General features: G+C 75.2%; 19 protein-coding genes. 16 read left to right on the forward strand and 3 right to left on the reverse strand.

From position 1 onward, the window contains the following. From cofH to VIM19_00195, 4 genes are all read left to right on the forward strand, one after another. On the forward strand, window positions 1-1,066 hold a 1,066-nt coding region (gene cofH / locus VIM19_00180; GenBank protein HEY5183335.1), incomplete at its 5' end, for a 5-amino-6-(D-ribitylamino)uracil--L-tyrosine 4-hydroxyphenyl transferase CofH. A gap of 101 nt (window positions 1,067-1,167) precedes the next feature. Next, window positions 1,168-1,422: a WhiB family transcriptional regulator gene (locus tag VIM19_00185; protein ID HEY5183336.1), complete on the forward strand. Its 255-nt coding sequence runs from the start codon at window positions 1,168-1,170 to the stop codon at window positions 1,420-1,422. Window positions 1,423-1,517: 95 nt separating this feature from the next. Then, on the forward strand, window positions 1,518-4,700 hold the full coding sequence (locus tag VIM19_00190) for a glycosyltransferase family 2 protein (GenBank protein HEY5183337.1): 3,183 nt from the start codon (window positions 1,518-1,520) through the stop codon (window positions 4,698-4,700). Continuing rightward, the gene (locus VIM19_00195) at window positions 4,697-6,199 is read left to right on the forward strand and encodes a DUF5719 family protein (GenBank protein HEY5183338.1); all 1,503 of its coding nucleotides are present in this window, start codon (window positions 4,697-4,699) and stop codon (window positions 6,197-6,199) included. The genes VIM19_00190 and VIM19_00195 overlap by 4 nt, the downstream gene beginning before the upstream one ends. Window positions 6,200-6,203: 4 nt before the next feature. Here VIM19_00195 and VIM19_00200 read toward each other — a convergent pair whose 3' ends face one another. Then, a complete protein-coding gene (locus VIM19_00200) occupies window positions 6,204-6,665 on the reverse strand; it encodes a metallopeptidase family protein (GenBank protein HEY5183339.1) in 462 nt (153 codons plus the stop codon). Between the two features lie 86 nt (window positions 6,666-6,751). Here VIM19_00200 and VIM19_00205 point away from each other — a divergent pair, with 86 nt between their 5' ends. From VIM19_00205 to VIM19_00240, 8 genes are all read left to right on the forward strand, one after another. Continuing rightward, window positions 6,752-7,117, forward strand: coding sequence for a DUF3499 domain-containing protein (locus VIM19_00205; GenBank protein ID HEY5183340.1), 366 nt, complete (start codon window positions 6,752-6,754; stop codon window positions 7,115-7,117). A gap of 66 nt (window positions 7,118-7,183) precedes the next feature. Then, window positions 7,184-7,477 carry a hypothetical protein gene (locus VIM19_00210; protein HEY5183341.1) on the forward strand — a complete coding sequence of 98 codons (294 nt, stop codon included), beginning with the start codon at window positions 7,184-7,186 and terminating at the stop codon, window positions 7,475-7,477. A 24-nt stretch (window positions 7,478-7,501) separates the two neighbouring features. Further along, window positions 7,502-8,887 carry a phosphomannomutase/phosphoglucomutase gene (locus VIM19_00215; protein ID HEY5183342.1) on the forward strand — a complete coding sequence of 462 codons (1,386 nt, stop codon included), beginning with the start codon at window positions 7,502-7,504 and terminating at the stop codon, window positions 8,885-8,887. Then, the gene (locus tag VIM19_00220) at window positions 8,884-9,078 is read left to right on the forward strand and encodes a Trm112 family protein (protein HEY5183343.1); all 195 of its coding nucleotides are present in this window, start codon (window positions 8,884-8,886) and stop codon (window positions 9,076-9,078) included. Before VIM19_00215 ends, VIM19_00220 begins: the two co-directional genes overlap by 4 nt. A gap of 5 nt (window positions 9,079-9,083) precedes the next feature. Next, a complete protein-coding gene (locus VIM19_00225) occupies window positions 9,084-10,223 on the forward strand; it encodes an SIS domain-containing protein (protein ID HEY5183344.1) in 1,140 nt (379 codons plus the stop codon). Further along, the gene (locus VIM19_00230) at window positions 10,220-11,152 is read left to right on the forward strand and encodes a cation diffusion facilitator family transporter (protein HEY5183345.1); all 933 of its coding nucleotides are present in this window, start codon (window positions 10,220-10,222) and stop codon (window positions 11,150-11,152) included. Before VIM19_00225 ends, VIM19_00230 begins: the two co-directional genes overlap by 4 nt. Then, window positions 11,149-12,285, forward strand: a complete 1,137-nt coding sequence (manA, locus tag VIM19_00235) for a mannose-6-phosphate isomerase, class I (protein HEY5183346.1) — start codon at window positions 11,149-11,151, stop codon at window positions 12,283-12,285. Before VIM19_00230 ends, manA begins: the two co-directional genes overlap by 4 nt. Window positions 12,286-12,342: 57 nt before the next feature. Next, entirely contained in the window at window positions 12,343-13,389 is a 1,047-nt protein-coding gene (locus VIM19_00240) for a glucose 1-dehydrogenase (protein HEY5183347.1), read from the forward strand. A 30-nt stretch (window positions 13,390-13,419) separates the two neighbouring features. Here VIM19_00240 and VIM19_00245 read toward each other — a convergent pair whose 3' ends face one another. Continuing rightward, window positions 13,420-13,815, reverse strand: coding sequence for a MerR family DNA-binding transcriptional regulator (locus VIM19_00245; protein ID HEY5183348.1), 396 nt, complete (start codon window positions 13,813-13,815; stop codon window positions 13,420-13,422). Between the two features lie 67 nt (window positions 13,816-13,882). On the opposite strand from VIM19_00245, the gene ahcY reads away from it, so the two are divergent. The 3 genes from ahcY to VIM19_00260 are packed head-to-tail and all read left to right on the forward strand — an operon-like array spanning window position 13,883 to window position 16,516. Further along, a complete protein-coding gene (gene ahcY, locus VIM19_00250) occupies window positions 13,883-15,160 on the forward strand; it encodes an adenosylhomocysteinase (protein ID HEY5183349.1) in 1,278 nt (425 codons plus the stop codon). Between the two features lie 7 nt (window positions 15,161-15,167). Continuing rightward, a complete protein-coding gene (locus tag VIM19_00255) occupies window positions 15,168-15,812 on the forward strand; it encodes an NAD(P)-binding domain-containing protein (protein HEY5183350.1) in 645 nt (214 codons plus the stop codon). Continuing rightward, complete coding sequence (locus VIM19_00260; GenBank protein ID HEY5183351.1) at window positions 15,752-16,516, forward strand: CPBP family intramembrane glutamic endopeptidase; 765 nt, start codon at window positions 15,752-15,754, stop codon at window positions 16,514-16,516. Before VIM19_00255 ends, VIM19_00260 begins: the two co-directional genes overlap by 61 nt. 10 nt (window positions 16,517-16,526) lie before the next feature. Here VIM19_00260 and VIM19_00265 read toward each other — a convergent pair whose 3' ends face one another. Further along, on the reverse strand, window positions 16,527-17,417 hold the full coding sequence (locus VIM19_00265; GenBank protein ID HEY5183352.1) for an RDD family protein: 891 nt from the start codon (window positions 17,415-17,417) through the stop codon (window positions 16,527-16,529). A 61-nt stretch (window positions 17,418-17,478) separates the two neighbouring features. Between VIM19_00265 and VIM19_00270 the strand changes: the two genes are divergently transcribed. Next, window positions 17,479-18,447, forward strand: a complete 969-nt coding sequence (locus VIM19_00270) for a stage II sporulation protein M (GenBank protein HEY5183353.1) — start codon at window positions 17,479-17,481, stop codon at window positions 18,445-18,447. Window positions 18,448-18,470: the final 23 nt, after the last annotated feature.

Here is an 18,470-nt window from a genome sequence, read left to right on the forward strand (position 1 = left end):
GACGCTCGCCGACGCCATCCGGTCGGACACCGTCGGCGACGCAGTGACCTTCGTGGTCAACCGGAACATCAACTTCACCAACGTCTGCTACACGGGCTGCCGGTTCTGCGCGTTCGCGCAGCGCCGCACCGACGCCGACGCGTACACGCTGTCGCTGCACGAGGTCGCCGACCGGGCCGAGGCGGCCTGGCGGGCCGGGGCGACCGAGGTGTGCATGCAGGGTGGCATCGACCCCGAGCTGCCCGGGACGGCGTACTTCGAGCTGGCCAGGGCGGTCCGCGACCGGGTGCCCGGGATGCACGTGCACGCGTTCAGCCCCATGGAAGTGGTCAACGGCGCCACCCGGTCCGGGATGTCGGTGCGGGAGTGGCTGCAGGAGGCCAAGGCCAGCGGCGTCGGCTCGATCCCCGGCACCGCCGCCGAGATCCTGGACGACGAGGTCCGCTGGGTGCTCACCAAAGGCAAGCTGCCGACCGAGGCCTGGGTCGAGGTGGTCACCACGGCTCACCAGGTCGGGCTGCGGTCCAGCGCCACCATGATGTACGGGCACGTGGACACGCCCGGCCACTGGCTCGCGCACCTGCGGCTGCTGGCCCGGATCCAGGACGAGACCGGCGGGTTCACCGAGTTCGTCCCGCTGCCGTTCGTGCACACCAACGCACCGGTCTACCTGGCCGGGGTGTCCCGCCCCGGCCCGACGATGCGGGAGAACCGGGCCGTGCACGCGATGGCCCGGCTGCTGCTGCACGGGCGCATCGACCACGTGCAGACCTCGTGGGTGAAGCTGGGCACGGCCGGGGCCCAGGGGATGCTGCAGGGCGGCGCCGACGACCTCGGCGGCACCCTCATGGAGGAGACCATCAGCCGGATGGCCGGCTCCGCGCACGGCTCCCGGCGCACCGTCGCCGAGCTGGAGCAGCTCGCCCTCGACATCGACCGGCCGCCCCGCCAGCGGACCACCACCTACGGTCCGGTGGACCCCGAGCGGGCCGCTGCGGCCCACCGCAACGGCGGTGTCCCCGCCGATCTCGCGCTGATTCCCGTTCGGCCTGTCACTGAGGAGTAACACGGTTCCGCTTGACGAAGTGGGAGCGACGCGCGTGTAATTCCACGCATGTCATTCGTCCACCGCTGGGTGGGCGGGGGCGAGGGTCGAGGGGAGCGCAGATGAGCGTCGTGTTCACGTTGCAGAACGGCACCGAGGAGATGTCCTGGCAGGAGCGCGCACTGTGCGCCCAGACGGACCCCGAGGCGTTCTTCCCGGAGAAGGGCGGCTCGACCCGTGAAGCCAAGAAGGTGTGCGTCGGCTGCGACGTCCGCGGCGAGTGCCTCGAGTACGCGCTGATGCACGACGAGCGGTTCGGGATCTGGGGCGGGCTGTCCGAGCGCGAGCGCCGGCGGCTGAAGAAGCAGGCGGTCTGACCGCCACCGTTCTCGGCGGTTTCGGCGTCGGGGGCGGGCGCGCGTAGGGTGGGCGACCCGAACCGAGCCTCGGCTCCCGGCACCACCCCTGACGCATGACGACACCCTTCATTGACGCGACCTTCGGCCCCGAGCGGCTCGACGGGGCGCTCGGAGACCCCGATGCGCTCGAGCCGGAGCCGGACACCCGCACCTTCGAGCAGTTCCGCGTCACCGCTGTGCTGGTCGCGCACGACGGCGAACGGTGGCTGCCCGAGACGCTCGCGGCGCTGGCCGCCCAGGAGCGGCCGCCGCAGCTCGTGCTGGCCGTCGACACGGGCTCCACCGACAGCACCCCCCAGCTGCTGGCCGCGGCCCTCGGCTCCTCGGCCGTCCTCGCCCAGCCGCGCGACACCGGGTTCGGCGCGGCTGTCACGCACACGCTCGAGTCGCTGGCCGGTGCGGTCACGCACACGACCGGCCCGTCTGCCGGCGTCGTGGACTGGCTGTGGCTGCTGCACGACGACAGCGCCCCCGACCCGACCGCGCTGCGCGCCCTGCTCGCGGTCGCCGACGCCAGCCCGTCGGTGGCGATCGTGGGACCCAAGGCGGTCGGTTGGGTGGACCGACGCCGGCTGGTCGAGATGGGCCTGAGCATCGCCGGGAGCGGCCGCCGGGAGACCGGCATCGAGCGCGACGAGATGGACCAGGGCCAGCACGACGGCCAGCGCGACGTGCTCGCCGTCGGCTCGGCCGGGATGCTGGTGCGCCGGGACGTGTGGGACGCGCTCGGCGGCTTCGACCCCGCGCTGACCATGTTCCGCGAGGACGTCGACCTGGGCTGGCGGGCCAACCTGGCCGGCTACCGGGTGGTCGTGACCTCCGACGCTGTCATCCGGCACCGGGTCGCGTCCTCCGCAGGGCGTCGTCGGCCGGACGCCGTGGGTGGCCGGGTGCACCGGGCGGACCGGCGCTCGGCCCTGCACGTGCTGCTGGCCAACGCCGCCGCCCTCGCGGTCGTGCCGCAGTACCTGCGGCTGGCCCTCGGCAGCCTGCTGCGGGCGCTCGGGCTGGTGCTGGCCAAGGCCCCCGGGGAGGCGCTGGAAGAGCTGGAGGCCGCGGCCTCGGTGCTGCTGCGCCCCGCGGCGGTGCGGCGTGCCCGCCGGGCCCGCCGGGACACTCGGGCCGTGCCGGCGCGGGCCTTGCGGCCGCTGCTGGCCCCGCCCTGGTCCGGCTCGCGGCACGGGATCGAGACGCTGCGCGGCCTGGCCGCCGGCCGCACCCTGGTCTCGACCAGCGCCGGCTCGGTGCTGGAGCCCGGTCCGGTCTCGGACGAGCTGGACGAGATGGCCACCGGGAGCGGCTGGCTGCGGGCGCTGCTGAGCCGGCCGGGCACCGTGGTGCTGCTCGGGCTGCTGGCCCTGGCGCTGGTGGCCTTCCGCGGCCTGGTCCTGGGCGGCGGGCTGCTGTCCGGCGGTGCGTTGCTCCCCGCCCCGGGCGGCGCCAGTGACCTGTGGGCGGCCTACCTCAGCGGCTGGCACGACGTCGGCACCGGCAGCGGACGGGCCGCCCCGCCGTACCTCGCGCCGGTCGCGCTGATGGCCACCGTGCTGCTGGGCAAGGCCTGGCTAGCGGTCGACCTGCTGCTGCTGCTCGCCGTCCCGCTGGCCGGACTGACCGCCTACCTGATGCTCGGTCGGCTGGTGCGCTCGCGGTGGGCCCGGGTCGCCGGCGCGGTGGGCTACGCGCTGCTGCCTGCGGTGACCGGGGCCGTGGCCGGCGGTCGGCTCGGCGTCGCGACGGCGGCCTGGCTGCTCCCGTTCACCGGGTGGGCGGTGCTCCGCGCCCTCGGCGCCGGTCGCGCGGCGCGACCCTCCTGGGGCGCCGCCTGGGGCGCCGGGCTGCTGCTCGCCGTCCTCACCGCCTTCGCGCCGGTGCTGTGGCCGCTCACGGTCCTCGCGGGCGCGGGGCTGCTGCTGCTCGGCGCGCCACCGCAGGGCTGGGCCCGACTGGGCGTCGTGGCGGTCGTCCCCCCGGTGCTGCTGCTGCCCTGGTCGCTGCGTGCTCTGCACGAACCGGCGCTGTGGGTGCTCGACGTCGGCGCCACCCGGGTCGGCACCGCGTCGCCGACGGCGTGGTCGGTGGCCCTGGCCAACCCCGGCGGTCCGGGGACGCCGGTCCCGTGGGTCACCGCGGGCCTGCTGCTGGCCGCCTGGGCCGCGCTGCTGCGCGGGGACCGCCGCCGGGCCGGGCTCGGCGCGTGGGTGGTGGCCCTGGTCGGGCTCGGTGCCAGCCTGGGGCTGTCCCTGCTGCGGGTCACCCCGGCGCCGCTCGGGGTCGAGGTCGCGGTCTGGCCGGGGGCCGCCACCCTGCTCGGCGGGGGCGCCCTCGTGGCGGCCGCGGTGCTCGGCGCCGAGGGGCTGCGGGAGCGGCTGGCCGGCCACCACTTCGGCTGGCGACAACCGGTGGCCGTCGTGCTCCTGGTGGCCGCGATGGCCGCGCCGGTGCTGCTGGCCGGCGGCTGGCTGGCCCGCGGCGCGGGTGACGGCGTGCTGGCCCGTGGCGCCGGCGACGTGCTCCCCGCGTACGTGGTGGCGTCCAGCCAGACCCCGTCCCGGCCGCGCACCCTGGTCGTGGAGGTGGACACCGACGGCCGGGCGAGCTACGCGTTGGTGGCCGGGCCGGGCCGGGTGCTCGGAGACGCCGACGTCGCCCCGCCCGCGAGCACGGTCGCCGCGCTCGGACCGGTGCTGGCCGACGTCCTCGGTGGCCGGGCGGACGAGCAGGCCGTCGCGGCCATGGCCGGCTACGGAGTCGGCTTCCTCGAGGTGGCCGACCCGGCGCCGGACCGCGTCGTCCGCGCCGTGGACGGGGTGCCGGGGCTGGCCAGGGTCGGTGCCGTCCAGGGGGCGGCCGTGTGGCGGCTGCTGCAGGCCGGGCCGCGGGTGCGCATCGAGCGGCCGGCCGCCGCCGACGTGCCGGTGAAGGCGGACGCCACGGCCGCGACCACCACCGTGGACACCCCGGTCATCGGGGGGCCGGCCGGGCGGACCCTCGTGCTGGCCGAGAGCGCCGACCCGGGCTGGTGGGCGACCCTCGACGGGACCGCGCTCACCAGGGCGGCCGCCTTCGACGGCTGGGCCCAGGCCTTCACCCTGCCCGCCGGCGGCGGCCGGCTGCAGGTCGGCCACCGGGAGGCCCAGCGGGTCGGCTGGCTGGTCGCGCAGGGCGTGCTTCTCGTGGCGGTCGTCGTGCTCGCGACGCCCGGACGCCGGCGTCCGACGGAGGACGACGAGTGAGGCTCACCCGACCGTTCGCCGTGCTGCTGGCCGTGGCCGCGGTGCTGGGCGGGGCCGTCGCAGTCACCGCCGCCGCGCAGCCGGCCGCGCCGACAGCTGCACGTGGATCCGGTGGCGCCACCGTGCCGGTCGAGCGGCTCACCCTGGTCTGTCCGGGCGCGGTGACCCGGGCCGACGTCCAGCAGGCGTACGTCACGGCGATCTCACCGGAGGGTGGCGACGGCACGCTGCGGGTCGAGGCGCTCGGCGCGGCCCCCGACGCGAAACCGTTGCTGGCGGCCCCGGCCAGCCGCCCGGACGGGCCGGTGACGCTGCGCTACCCGGTGCCGGCGGCCGGCCCGAGCACGCTGGTCGTGCAGGCCACCGGGGCGCTGGCCAGGGGGCTCACCGCAGACGTGTCCGTGCGGGCGTCGGCCGGCGCGGCCAGAGGGCGCAGCAACGTGTCCTGCACGGCCCCGCAGCCGGACGCCTGGTTCGTCGGCGGGGGAGCCACGGTGGGCCGCCGGTCCGCGCTCTACCTGTCCAACACCGACGCCACCGCGGCGACCGTGGACGTGACCGTCTTCACCCCGACCGGCGCCCAGCAGCCGGCGGCCGCCCAGGGCCTGCTTGTCCCTGCGGGCCAGCAGCGGGTGCTCGCCCTGGACGCGCTGGTGCCCGGGACCGCCGCCACCGCTGTCGCGGTCTCGTCAGTCAGCGGCCGGGTGGCCTCGGCGCTGGCCGACGTCGTGGTCAACGGGCTGGACCCCGGGGGGGTGGACTGGGTGCCCCCGTCGGTCGAGCCGGCCCGCTCCCTGGTCATCCCGGGCGTCCCCGGCGACGCCGACGCGAAGTCGGTCCTGCAGCTCGTGGCCCCCGGACCCGGGGACGCCGTCGTCCACCTGAGGCTGCTCACCGGCGAGGGGTCGATCGTGCCGCTGGGCATCGACACCCTGCAGGTGCCGGCCGGCCAGCTGGTCGAGGTGCCGCTGGACAAGGTGAAGCCGCAGGGCGGCTACGCGATCGAGGCGGACGCCGACCAGCCGATGGTCGGCGGGGTCCGGACGGTCCGCGCCGGTCAGTACCCCGACTTCGCCTACACGGCCGCGGCTGCCGCGCTGCCCGGTGCCGCGGCCGTCACCGACGTCGAGGCGTCGGTGCGGGTGTCCACGGTGCTGCTGCTCACCGCGCCCGGCGACACCGACGTCAGCGCGACGCTGACCACGCTGCCGCCGGCCGGGTCGAAGCCGCCCGCAGTGCCCAAGCCGGTCACGGTGAAGGTGCCAGCGGGGCGGACCACTGTGGTCCAGCTCGGTGTCTCCGGGTACCGGGTGGCGGCCGTCGTCACGCCGGCCGCCGGCGCCGGCCCGCTCTACGTGGCCTGGCTGACCACCGAGCAGGGCCCACGCGGGCCGCTGATCACCGGCGGCCCCGTGGTCGCCAGCCCGGCCACCATGCGGGTGCCCGCGGTGCTGCCCGACCCGATGGCAGGTCTGGGCGCCGGGTCAGCCACCGGCTGAGCGGTCAGTCCCCGTCCCCGTCCCCGTCGCCGTAGTCGGGGTCGACCTGCTCCGGGCTGAGCCCGAGCAGGTCGGCGACCAGCTCGACGACGACGTCGCGGACCAGGCCGGGCCGGTCCCGGACGTCCGGGCTGCGCAGCTCGACCGGACGCCGGTAGACGACCAGCCGCGCCGGCCGGCCACCCGCCGGCGGGTCCACCCGGCCCAGCGGCACCGGCCCGGGCCTCGGCGGCGGGACCTCCTCCACGGCCAGCTCCACGCCGGCCAGCTCGGCCGCGAAGCCACCCTCGACCCGCTCGACGGCCCCGAGCACCAGGTCGTCGAACCGCTCGGACCGGGTGGGCGGGTAGGGCACCGAGGCGGGCGCCAGCGGGCCGCGGATCCCGCGGCCGTGCCGGTCCCGGCGCCGGGCAGGGCGGCCCGGCTCGGGGTCCGGCTGGGACCGGCCCCGTCTCAGTCCGCGCACCCCGGCAGCGTAGCGAGCCCGGCCGACACGGGGACCGCACCGACCACCTCCCGCGGGTGGCCGCGCGGGCCGGGTACGTTCACCTCGTGCGCTCCATCCGTCGCTGCTCCCGGACGGCGTGCGGGCAACCCGCCGTCGCCACCCTCACGTACGTGTACGCCGAGTCGACCGCCGTCCTGGGCCCGCTGGCGACGTACGCCGAGCCGCACTGCTACGACCTGTGCCAGGCGCACAGCGAACGGCTCACGGCGCCGCGCGGCTGGGAGGTGGTCCGGCTGGCCCCGGACCCGGCGGCGCTGCTGCCGACGACGGATGACCTCGAGGCACTCGCCGACGCCGTCCGGGAGGCCGCTCGCCCGGCGCAGCGGCCGGAGCCCGAGCTGGTGCCGGCCGCGGCGCACGGGCTGGGCCGGCGCGGCCACCTGAGGGTGCTGCCCCCGACCGAGGACTGACCGCGCAGACCTGTCCGATTTGTCACGGAAACGCCCGGAACTCAAGCCAGGTCGCCCCCACTGCCGATGCAGCACCGACTCGTCACCGACCTCCCGGGAGCCCCGATGGCCCGCACCAGCCGTTCCAGCACGCCAGCCCCGCCCGTCGCGCTGGGCTCCCTCACCCAGCCCGGAGCGCGGGACGGCGCTCGCTGCCGGTCCTGCGCCAGCGAGCGGGTCACCCGGCTGGCCATGACCCTCACCGACGGCACTCCCGTGGAGTTCACCTCCTGCCACGTGTGCGCCCACCGCAGCTGGGTGGCCGAGGGGGTCGCGCTGGACCGGGAGACCGTCTTGGCCAAGACCCGCAAGGAGCGCTGACCGGGCCCCGGTAGGCTCCGCGGCATGCTCCGCGTGGATCGTGACCTGGACGCCGTCATCAAGGCCTACGACGTCCGGGGCACCTACCCGGACCAGATCGACGAGCAGCTGGCCACCGCCGTGGGGGCCGCGTTCGTGCAGGTCGTGGGTGCGACGACCGTCGCGGTCGGGTACGACATGCGCCCGAGCAGCCCGGCGCTGGCCGCCGCGTTCGCCGCCGGGGTGACCGGCCAGGGCGCCGACGTCGTCGACGTGGGGCTGGTGTCCACCGACGCGCTGTACTTCGCCTCCGGCTCGCTCGGCGTGCCCGGGGCCATGTTCACCGCGAGCCACAACCCGGCCCGCTACAACGGCATCAAGCTGTGCCGCGTGGGTGCCGCGCCGGTGGGCCGGGACACCGGGCTGGCCGAGATCCGCGCGCTGGTCGGGGACGGCGTCCCGGACGTCGACGTCCCCGCCGGCACGGTGACCCGACGGGAGATCCTGCCCGCCTACGCGGCCTACCTGCGGGGTCTGGTCGACATCGCCGGGATCCGGCCGCTGACCGTCGTGGTGGACGCCGGCAACGGGATGGCCGGCCACACCGTCCCGTTCGTGCTGCAGTACCCGGCCGCGACGCTGCCGCTGACCGTCGTCCCGCTGTACTTCGAGCTGGACGGCTCGTTCCCCAACCACGAGGCCAACCCGATCGAGCCGGAGAACCTGCGCGACCTGCAGCGGGCCGTCCGCGACGCCGGCGCGGACCTCGGGCTGGCCTTCGACGGCGACGCCGACCGCTGCTTCGTCGTGGACGAGGCCGGCGCCGCGGTGTCGCCGTCGATCATCACGGCGCTGATCGCGGCCCGTGAGCTGGCCCGCGAGCCGGGCGCCACCGTGATCCACAACCTGATCACCAGCCGGACCGTGCCCGAGGTGATCGCCGAGCACGGCGGGACCGCCGTGCGCACCCGGGTGGGGCACTCGTTCATCAAGCAGGTGATGGCCGAGACCGGCGCGGTGTTCGGCGGCGAGCACTCGGGGCACTTCTACTTCCGCGACTTTTGGCGGGCCGACTCCGGGATGCTGGCCGCGCTGCACGTGCTCGCGGCCCTCGGCGGCAGCCCGGCCGGGACGCCGCTGACCGCCCTGCTGGCGCCGTACGAGCGCTACCAGGCCTCGGGCGAGGTCAACAGCGAGGTCGCCGACGTTGCGGCCAGCACCGCCGCCGTCGAGGCCGCCTACGCGGGCCGGCCCGGCGTCTCGGCAGACCACCTCGACGGTCTCACGGTGGCCGCCGACGACTGGTGGTTCAACCTGCGCCCGTCCAACACCGAGCCGTTGCTCCGCCTCAACGTCGAGGCCCGCGACGTCGCGACCATGGAGCACGTGCGCGACGCCGTGCTCGCCCTCGTCCGTCGGGAGGCCACGTGAACCTGGACCCGCTGCTGCTGGAGATCCTCGCCTGCCCGTGCGAGCGGCACGAGCCGGTGCGGCCGGACGAGCAGCGCCAGGCGCTCGTGTGCACGTACTGCTCGACCGCGTTCCCGGTGCGCGACGACATCCCGGTGATGCTCCTCGACGAGGCCGAGCCCGGGCCGAACGGCATCGGCCAGCAGGGCTGAGCGGCATGACCCGCACCGTCGACGAGGCGCTGCTGGACGACCCGGACGCGCTCGCCGAGGCGGACCGCCACGGCACGCTGCTCGCTCTGGCCGGCGCCGGGGCACAGGTACGGGCCGCGCAGACCCTCGCGGGGGAGGCCGGCATCAGCGCGGTGGCGGACGACGGGCGCCCGCGGGCGCTGGTCGTGTCGGCCCTGGGCGGCTCGGCTGTGGTGGCCGACCTGCTCACCGCGCTGGCCGGTCCGCGCAGCCCGGTGCCGGTGTCCTCAGTCCACTCCGGGACACTGCCCGGCTGGGTGTCCTCGCTCGACGTGGTGGTCGCGGTGTCGGTCTCCGGCCGGGCCGCCGGCCCGCTCGCCGTGGCCGCCGAGGCGGCCCGCCGCGGCTGCCGGCTGGTGACCGTGGGCCGGGCCGGCTCGCCGTTGGCCGAGGTGTGCGCGCGGGCCCGCGGCGTGCACGTGCCCCTTGCGTCGGACCTGCGGTCCTCGCGGGCGGGGCTGTGGGCGCTCGCCGTCCCGGTGCTGATGGCCGCCGACTCGCTCCGGCTGGTCGAGGCGGGTGCCGCGGCGCTGGACGAGACCGCGGCCCGGCTGGACGACGTCGCCGAGACCGCCCGCCCGGCCTCGGAGTCCTTCGTGAACCCGGCCAAGGCGCTGGCCCTGGAGCTGGCGGGCCACGTGCCGCTGGTGCTGGGCGCCGGGGACCTCGCCGGCGTGGGGGCACTGCGTGCCGCCGGGCAGCTGGCCCGCAACGCCCGGCACCCCGCCGTCCCCGGGATCCTGCCGGACGCCGCAGGCGAGGTGGTCGCCACCTTCGACGGCCCGTTCGCCCGGGCCGAGGACGACCTGTTCGCCGACCCGTTCGAGACCCCCGAGCAGACCACGCTGCGGCTGCTGCTGCTGCGTGACGTCGAGGAGTTCGAGGAGCCCGACGTCGGCCGGATCGCGGCCGTCGTCCGGGACACCGCCGTGGACAGCGGCGTGCGGGTCACCGAGCACCGCGCCGAGGGCCGCTCGGCGCTGGCCAGGGTGGCGAGCCTGGTGGCGCTCACCGACTTCGCCTCGGTGTACCTCGCGCTCGGACTCGGCCTGGACCCCGCGACGTCGCGGCACGTCGCCGAGCTGAAGGAGCGGATGGGCTCGTGAGCGCCTCCGGGGGGACGCGGGCCATCGTCGCCGCGATGCTGGCCAACCTGGGCATCGCGATCAGCAAGTTCGTCGCCTTCCTGGCGACCGGCTCCTCCTCGCTGCTGTCGGAGTCCGTGCACTCGATGGCCGACACCGGCAACCAGGTGCTGCTCATCATCGGCGGGCGCAGGTCCCGCCAGGTGGCCGACGACGCGCACCCGTTCGGCTACGGCCGGCTGCGCTACCTCTACGCCTTCATCGTGTCGATCATCCTGTTCACCCTCGGTGGGGTGTTCGCGCTGTACGAGGGGTGGCACAAGGTCCACCACCCGGAGGCGCTGAGCAGCCCGGCCTGGGCGTTCGGTGTCCTCGGCGTCGCGGTCCTCCTCGAGTCCTGGTCGCTGCGGACCGCCGTCCACGAGTCCAACCCGCTGCGCGGCGGCCGGTCGTGGTGGGCCTTCCTGCGGCACGCCAAGGCGCCCGAGCTGCCCGTGGTGCTGCTGGAGGACACCGGGGCGCTGCTGGGCCTGGCCTTCGCGCTGGTCGGCGTCACGCTGGCGGTGACCACGGGCAACGGCGCCTGGGACGGCGTGGGCTCGCTGGCCATCGGCGTGCTGCTCGTGCTCATCGCCATGTTCCTGGCCTTCGAGGTGGGCAGCCTGCTCGTGGGCGAGGGAGCCGGCGCCGAGGACGTCGCCGCGATCCGGGCCGCCCTGGCCGGCGGCGGCGTGCAGAGCGTCATCCACCTGCGCACCCTGTACGTCGGCCCGGACGACCTGATGGTCGCGGCCAAGGTGGCCGTGCAGCACGACGACACCGCGCAGGCCGTGGCGGAGGCCATCGACGCGGCCGAGGCACGGGTCCGTGTGAGCGTCCCGGCGGTCACGCTCATCTACCTCGAGCCGGACATCCGGCGCCCCCCCGAGAGCGGGTCGCTGCCCGGATGACCGCGCTGCCGCTGGACACCGCCGTCCGGCACTACTCCTGGGGCTCGCACACCGTGCTGCCGGCTCTGCTCGGCCGGCCGGAGCCGTCCGACCGGCCGTGGGCGGAGATCTGGATAGGCGCCCACCCCGACGACCCGTCCCGGCTGCCGGACGGCCGCACCCTGGCCGACGTCGTGCCCGACCTGCCGTTCCTGGTCAAGCTGCTCGCGGCCGAGCAGCCGCTGTCCATCCAGGCGCACCCCGACCGGGCCCAGGCCACCGAGGGGTTCGCCCGGGAGGAGGCCGCGGGGCTGCGCCGCGACGACCCGCGGCGCAACTACCGCGACCGCAACCACAAGCCCGAGCTGCTGGTCGCGCTCGGGCACACCGAGGCGCTGTGCGGGTTCCGGCCGCCGGCCGAGGCGCTGCGGCTGGTCCGGCTGGTGGGCAGCCCGCTGCTGGAGCGGCTGACCGTCCCGCTGGCCCACCCCGACGAGGAGCACGCGCTGCGGGAGACCGTCGCCGCGGTCCTCGGGCTGGACGGCGTCGAGCGGGACCGGCTGGTCTCGGAGGTGGCGGCGGCCTGCGGCGGGCACCGGGCCGAGGCCGGGTCGTCGGACGCGGCCGCGCTGGACTGGGTGGTCCGGCTGGCGGTCAGCTACCCCGGGGATGCCGGGATCGTGGCGCCGCTGCTGATGCGACTGGTCCGGCTGGAGCCCGGCCAGGCGGTGTTCCTCGAGTCCGGCGTCCTGCACGCCTACCTGCGGGGGGTCGGCGTCGAGGTGCAGGCCTCCTCGGACAACGTGCTGCGCGGCGGGCTCACCGCCAAGCACGTGGACCTCGACGAGCTGCGCCGGGTGGTCCGGTACGCCGCGCGGACCGAGCCGCGGGTGTGGCCGCGGCCGGTCAGCGACGGAGTCGAGGCGTACGACGTCCCGGTGTCGGACTTCGCGGTCTGGCGGGTCGAGGTGGCCGGGACCGCCCGCCCGGTGCCGGCCGTGGGGCCGGCGATCGTCGTGTGCGTGGCCGGCCAGGTCGCCGTCGGCGGGGTGGCGCTGGACCCCGGCCGGGCCGCCTTCCTGCCGGCCGGCTCCGGCCCCCTCGTGGTGACCGGCACCGGCACCTGCTTCGTCACCGCCCCCGGCAGCCACTGACGCAGGTCGCTGACCGGACGCCGCCCCCGAGGGCCGACGCCGACGTACTGTGCCGACATGCGAGCGGTCACGGTGCAGCCGAAGGTCAAAGGGTCGGTTCGTTGCGAGGAGGTGCCCGAGCCGGACCCCTCCACCGGTTCGGTGCTGGTCGAGGCGGTCGCCGTCGGGGTCTGCGGCACCGACGTGGAGATCGCCCAGGGCAGGTACGGCTGGGCTCCCGAGGGCCACGACCGGCTGGTGCTGGGGCACGAGTCCCTCGGCCGCGTCGTCGACCCCGGCTCGAGCAACCTGAGCAAGGGCGACCTGGTCGTCGGCATCGTGCGCCGGCCGGACCCGGTGCCCTGCCCGAGCTGCGCGGTCGGCGAATGGGACATGTGCCGCAACGGCCGCTACACCGAGCGCGGCATCAAGTCCATCGACGGGTTCATGTCCCAGCAGTGGCGGATCGAGCCCGACTACGTCACCGTGCTGGACCCGTCCCTGGGCCTGCTGGGCGTCCTGCTCGAGCCCACGACTGTGGTCACCAAGGCCTGGGAGCAGGTCGGGGCCGTGGGGAGCCGCGCGTTCTGGGAGCCGCGCACCTGCCTGGTGACCGGCGCCGGTCCGATCGGTCTGCTGGCCGCCATGGTCGGCGTCCAGCGCGGCCTCGAGGTGCACGTGCTCGACCAGGTCGACTCCGGGCCCAAGCCGGAGCTCGTCAAGGCCCTTGGCGCCACGTACCACCACGGCAGCGCGCTCGACGTCGGGTTCGATCCGGACGTCGTCATCGAGTGCACCGGGGTGGCCCAGGTCATCGCCGACGTGATGCGCGCGGTCGGGTCCGGCGGGGTGGTCGCGCTCACCGGCGTGGGATCGGGGGGCCGGACGACCGGCCTGAAGCTGGCCGACGTCGCCACCGAGATGGTGCTACAGAACAACGTGATCGTCGGGTCGGTCAACGCCAACCGGCGGCACTTCTACAAGGCCGCCCATGAGCTGACGCGCGCCGACCGCGACTGGCTGGCCCGGCTGGTCACCCGCCGGGTGCCGCCCGAGCGGATCGCCGAGGCGCTGGTCAAGCAGCCCGACGACATCAAGGTGGTCGTCGACTTCACCGCCGGCTGAGTCGGACCCAGCCGCTGGCCGGGCGGACCTTCAGCGTCCCGACGCGGGTACGCGGGACCCCGGCCGCGGCCGTCCGCCGGGTCGGCCCGTGGTGGCCGGGCGCCCGCGCAGCAGCCGCTGCGCCTTGACCTGGTCGAAGTCCAGCGCCCGCGTGGTCGTGCGCCCGGTGAGGTCGCCCAGCCGGCGTACGTCGGCCTCGGCCGCCGGGTCGGAGAGCACCCGAAGGGCGAACGCCAATGCGGCCGGGCTCACCTCGTAGCGCTGCTCCAGCGCGGCCGCCCAGCCGGCCGCCGCGAGGTCCGCGGCGCCGTAGTGGCGGTGCCGGCCCGGCTCGTCCGCGGCCGGCACCAGCAGGCCCAGCCGCTCCCGGTAGCGCAGCATCCGGGCCGTCGTCCCCAGCCGGTCCGCCGCGTCGGTGATCCGCATGAGTCAATCCTGACACAATCATGTCAGGAACGGCCGGCAGGAGCGGAGCGCGCCCTACGATCCGGGGATGACCTCAGACGCCATCCCTCGCCACGACATCGCCGACGCCTCGCTGGCCGCCCAGGGCCGGCTCCGGATCGAGTGGGCCGAGCGGTCCATGCCGGTGCTGACTCAGATCCGCGAGCGGTTCGCCAAGGAGCGCCCCTTCGAGGGCACCCGGATCGCCGCCTGCATGCACGTGACCACCGAGACCGCGAACCTGATGCGGGCCCTGCAGGCCGGGGGGGCCGAGATCGCGTTGTGTGCGTCCAACCCGCTGTCCACCCAGGACGACACCGCCGCGGCCCTCGTGCACGAGTACCGCATCTCGGTGTTCGCCCGCAACAACGTCGACCACGACGGCTACTACGCGCACATCAACGCGGCGCTCGACATCGCCCCGCACCAGGTGTTCGACGATGGCTGCGACCTGGTCAACACCTTGCACACCACCCGCCAGGAGCTGCTGGACGTGGTCAAGGGCGGCTGCGAGGAGACCACCACCGGGGTGATCCGGTTGCGCGCGATGACCGCGGACAAGGCGCTGCGGTTCCCAATGATCGCGGTGAACGACACCGACACCAAGCACATGTTCGACAACCGGTACGGCACCGGACAGTCCACCCTGGACGCCGTCTTCCGGGCCACGAACACGCTGCTGGCGGGCAAGACCGTCGTCGTGGCCGGCTACGGCTACTGCGGCAAGGGCGTGTCCGAACGGTCCAAGGGCATGGGTGCGAACGTGGTCGTCACCGAGATCGACCCGACCAAGGCTCTGGACGCGACCATGCAGGGCTACCGGGTCATGCCGATGGCCGACGCCGCCCGCGTCGGCGACGTATTCATCACCGTCACCGGCAACCGCGACGTGCTGCGCCAGGAGTTCTTCGAGGTCATGAAGGACGGCGCGATCTTCGCGAACTCGGGCCACTTCGACATCGAGATCGACGTCAAGTGGTTGGAGGCCAACGCGGTGGCCGTCAACCGCAAGATCCGACACCAGACCGACGAGTACGTCATGGCCGACGGACGCCGGCTGCTGCTGCTGGCCGAGGGCCGGCTGGTCAACCTCGGCGCGGCCGAGGGCCACCCGGCCGCGGTCATGGACATGTCCTTCGCCGACCAGGCGCTGACCGCCGAGTGGCTGGTCACCAACGCCTCGCAGCTTGAGCCCGGCGTCCACGACGTGCCCACCGAGATCGACAAGGAGGTCGCCCGGCTCAAGCTGGCGGCCATGGGCGTGGGCATCGACACGCTGACGGACGCGCAAGCGGAGTACCTGTCGTCCTGGCAGCACGGTTCGTAGGCGCGCCATGCGGATCGCCGTGCTCGGCACCGGCGTGGTGGGCACCACGTTGGCCACCCGGTTCGCCGAGCTGGGCCACCCGGTGACGATGGGTGCCCGCTCGGCAGCCAACGAGGTCGCTGACGAGCGGGCCGCTGCCCGGGGCCGTCGGCACGGCAGCTTCGCCGACGCGGCAGCCCACGCCGAGCTGGTCGTGAACGCGACCGCGGGTCAGGCCACGCTTGAGGCGCTGGCCGCCGCGGGTGCGGAGGCCCTCGCCGGCAAGGTGCTCCTCGACGTGGCGAACCCGCTGGACTTCTCCGGCGGGTTCCCGCCGTCCCTGTGGCTGGCCAACACCGACAGCCTCGGCGAGCAGGTGCAGAGCGCCGTCCCGGCGACTCGGGTGGTCGAGGCGCTCAACACGGTCACCGCGGCGGCCATGGTCAGTGCGCAGCTGCTCGATGAGCCGCACGACCTGTTCATGGCGGGGGACGACGCGCAGGCCAAGGCCGTGGTGCGAGGGCTGCTCGGCGAGCTTGGCTGGGACCCCGAGCGGGTGCACGACCTCGGCGGCATCGAGGCGGCCCGCGGCACCGAGATGTACCAGGCGCTGTGGCTACGGCTCATGGGCTCGCTCGGGACGGCGGCGTTCAACGTGCGGGTGGTCCGCTGAGCACGCCCGAGCCGACGACCAGGGCGGTCCGCTGGGGGCTGGGCGACGTCGCGATCACCTTCGGCCTGACCTTGCTGCTCGGCCTGGCCAGCGTGCTGCTGGTGACCCCGCTGTTCCCGGACACCGCCGACGGCAAGGCCTGGGCCAGTGTCGCGATGCTCATGCTTCCCTGGCTCGGGCTGGCCGGCTGGCCACTCCTCGCGACGGCCACCCGGGGCAACGGCCCGGTGGCCGACCTGCGGCTGCGGGTGACCTGGCGGCAGGCCGGCGTCGGCGTGGGCGGGGGGATCGTCGCGTACCTGGCGGCCTGGGGCATCGCCATCCTCACCGAGAAGATCAGCGGGCACACGCTGTCGTCGGCCGTGGGCAACATCGCCCAGGACACCACCAGCGCGTCCCGGGCCGCCCTGACGGTGCTGGCCCTGTCCGCGGCCGTGGGCGCGCCGATCGTCGAGGAGATCGCGTTCCGGGGGCTGTTCTACGGTGCGCTGGAACGGCGGGCGATCCCGGCGCTGTCCGCCGTCGTGGGCACCGGCACCGCATTCGCCCTGTTCCACTTCGAGCCCCTGCGGTTCGCGCTGCTGCTGGCGATCGGGCTGGTGCTCGGCACCGTGCGGGCCCGCACCGGCAGCACCGGGGCCAGCATCCTCACCCACATGACGGTGAACCTGCCGGGGGCGCTCGCGCTGCTCGCCCTGCGCTGAGGATCGGACCTCAGCCGGGGGGAGCGAACCCTCCCGGAGGTGACGGCGGCGCGGGCGGCGCCGATGGCGCCAGCGGTGCGGTTGGTGCCGCGCTGGGCGCGACCGGGGGCGCGACCGCCTCGGGCCTGGACCGCTGCTCCTCGCGGCGCCGTCGCTCGGCCAAGACGGCGGCCAGGAACGCCTCCACCGGCGTCCCGGGCGGTGGCGGGGGAGCGACGCAGCGGACGACGTCCCCGGCGATCCGGCGCCCCATGCTGGTGCGCACCGCAGGCGCCAGCTCGCTGCTGCGGGCCAGGAACTGGCGCGCGGCCAGCGCCAGGTCGTCCGGCAGTCGGCCGAGGTCGGCCTGCGCCGCCCACCCGGCCAGCCACGGCGGCATGGTCGCCATCGGCGCGCGCTGCACCGGCACCCGCTCCCGGATCACCACTGTCCCGGCCAGCTGGTCGCCGAGCCGCTTGCCCGTGGTCGACACCAGGCTGGCCAGGATCGCGACCACGCCCGAGGTCAGCCAGATCTCGACCAGGCCCAGCAGGGCGCGCACGAGCGAGTGCCGGAACCGGATCGGCCCCCCGTCGTCGCGCACCACGCGCAGCCCGAGGACCAGCTTGCCCAGGCTGCGGCCGCGGGTGAGTGTCTCGAAGAGGATCGGGTAGCCGAGCACCACCCCCACGGTCACCACGAGGCTGAGCGCCGCGACCAGCGCGGTGTCCAGGTGCCCGGCGGTGGCCCCCAGCAGGAACACGAACGCCAGCAGCAGGCCGAGCTGGAGGGTCAGGTCGATGACGATGGCCAGTGAGCGGCTCGGCAGCTTGGCCAGCCGCAGCTCCAGGACGACTGCCTCGCCGGAGACGACGTCCCCGCCCATGGGCGGCAGCGGCCCGGGCGGTGCCGGCTGGCTCATGCTGCTCCTCGCGCTCGGTACCCGGCTCGGTCGACCGGTGGGGCGCTAGTCTGCCGAACCGATGGACATCGACGCGTTCGTGACGGCGCACCGGGCCGAGTGGGACCGGCTCGAGCAGCTGTCCCGCCGGCCCGGCCGGCTCACCGGCGCCGAAGCGGACGAGCTCGTCGACCTCTACCAGCGCACCGCGACCCACCTGTCCGTGGTCCGCTCGGCGGCCCCCGACCCGCACCTGGTGGGCCGGCTGTCCACCCTGGTGGCCCGGTCCCGGTCGGCGCTGACCGGGACCTACCCGACCGCGTGGTCCGACGTCGGACGGTTCCTCGGGCGGCAGTTCCCGGCCGCCGTCTACCGGGCCCGCTGGTGGTGGATCGGGACCGCGACCGCGTTCCTCGCGGTGGCCGTGGCGTTCGGCTGGTGGGTCGCCGTCACCCCGGCGGTGCAGGCGTCGATCGCTGCGCCCGAGCAGATCCGCGAGCTGGTGAACCAGGACTTCGCGTCGTACTACTCCTCCCACCCGGCCGGGTCGTTCGCGGCGCAGGTGTGGACCAACAACGCCCTCGTCGCCACCGTCTCGATCGCGTTCGGGGGGCTGCTGGGGATCCCGGTCGTGTGGGTGCTGCTCTCCAACGCGCTGAACGTCGGGGTGTCCGGGGGGCTGATGGCCGCCAACGACCGGCTGGACCTGTTCTTCGGGCTGATCCTGCCGCACGGGATGCTCGAGCTGACCGCGGTGTTCGTGGCCTCCGGAGTGGGGCTGCGGCTGGGCTGGACGATCATCGACCCCGGCGACCGGCCCCGGTCGGTCGCCCTCGCGCAGGAGGGCCGGGCCGCGGCCGGGGTGGCGCTCGGCCTGGTGCTGGTGCTGCTCGTGTCCGGGGTGATCGAGGCCTTCGTCACGCCGTCCCACCTGCCGACCTGGGCCCGGATCGGGATCGGGCTGCTCGCCTGGACGGCGTTCCTGGCCTGGGTGTTCGTGCTGGGCCGTCGCGCCGCCCTCGCCGGCGAGACCGGCGACTTGTCAGGGTGAGGACGACGTATACGTCGTCCTCA

It is taken from the genome of Actinomycetes bacterium (genome assembly GCA_036510875.1).
GTDB lineage: Bacteria > Actinomycetota > Actinomycetes > Prado026 > Prado026 > DATCDE01.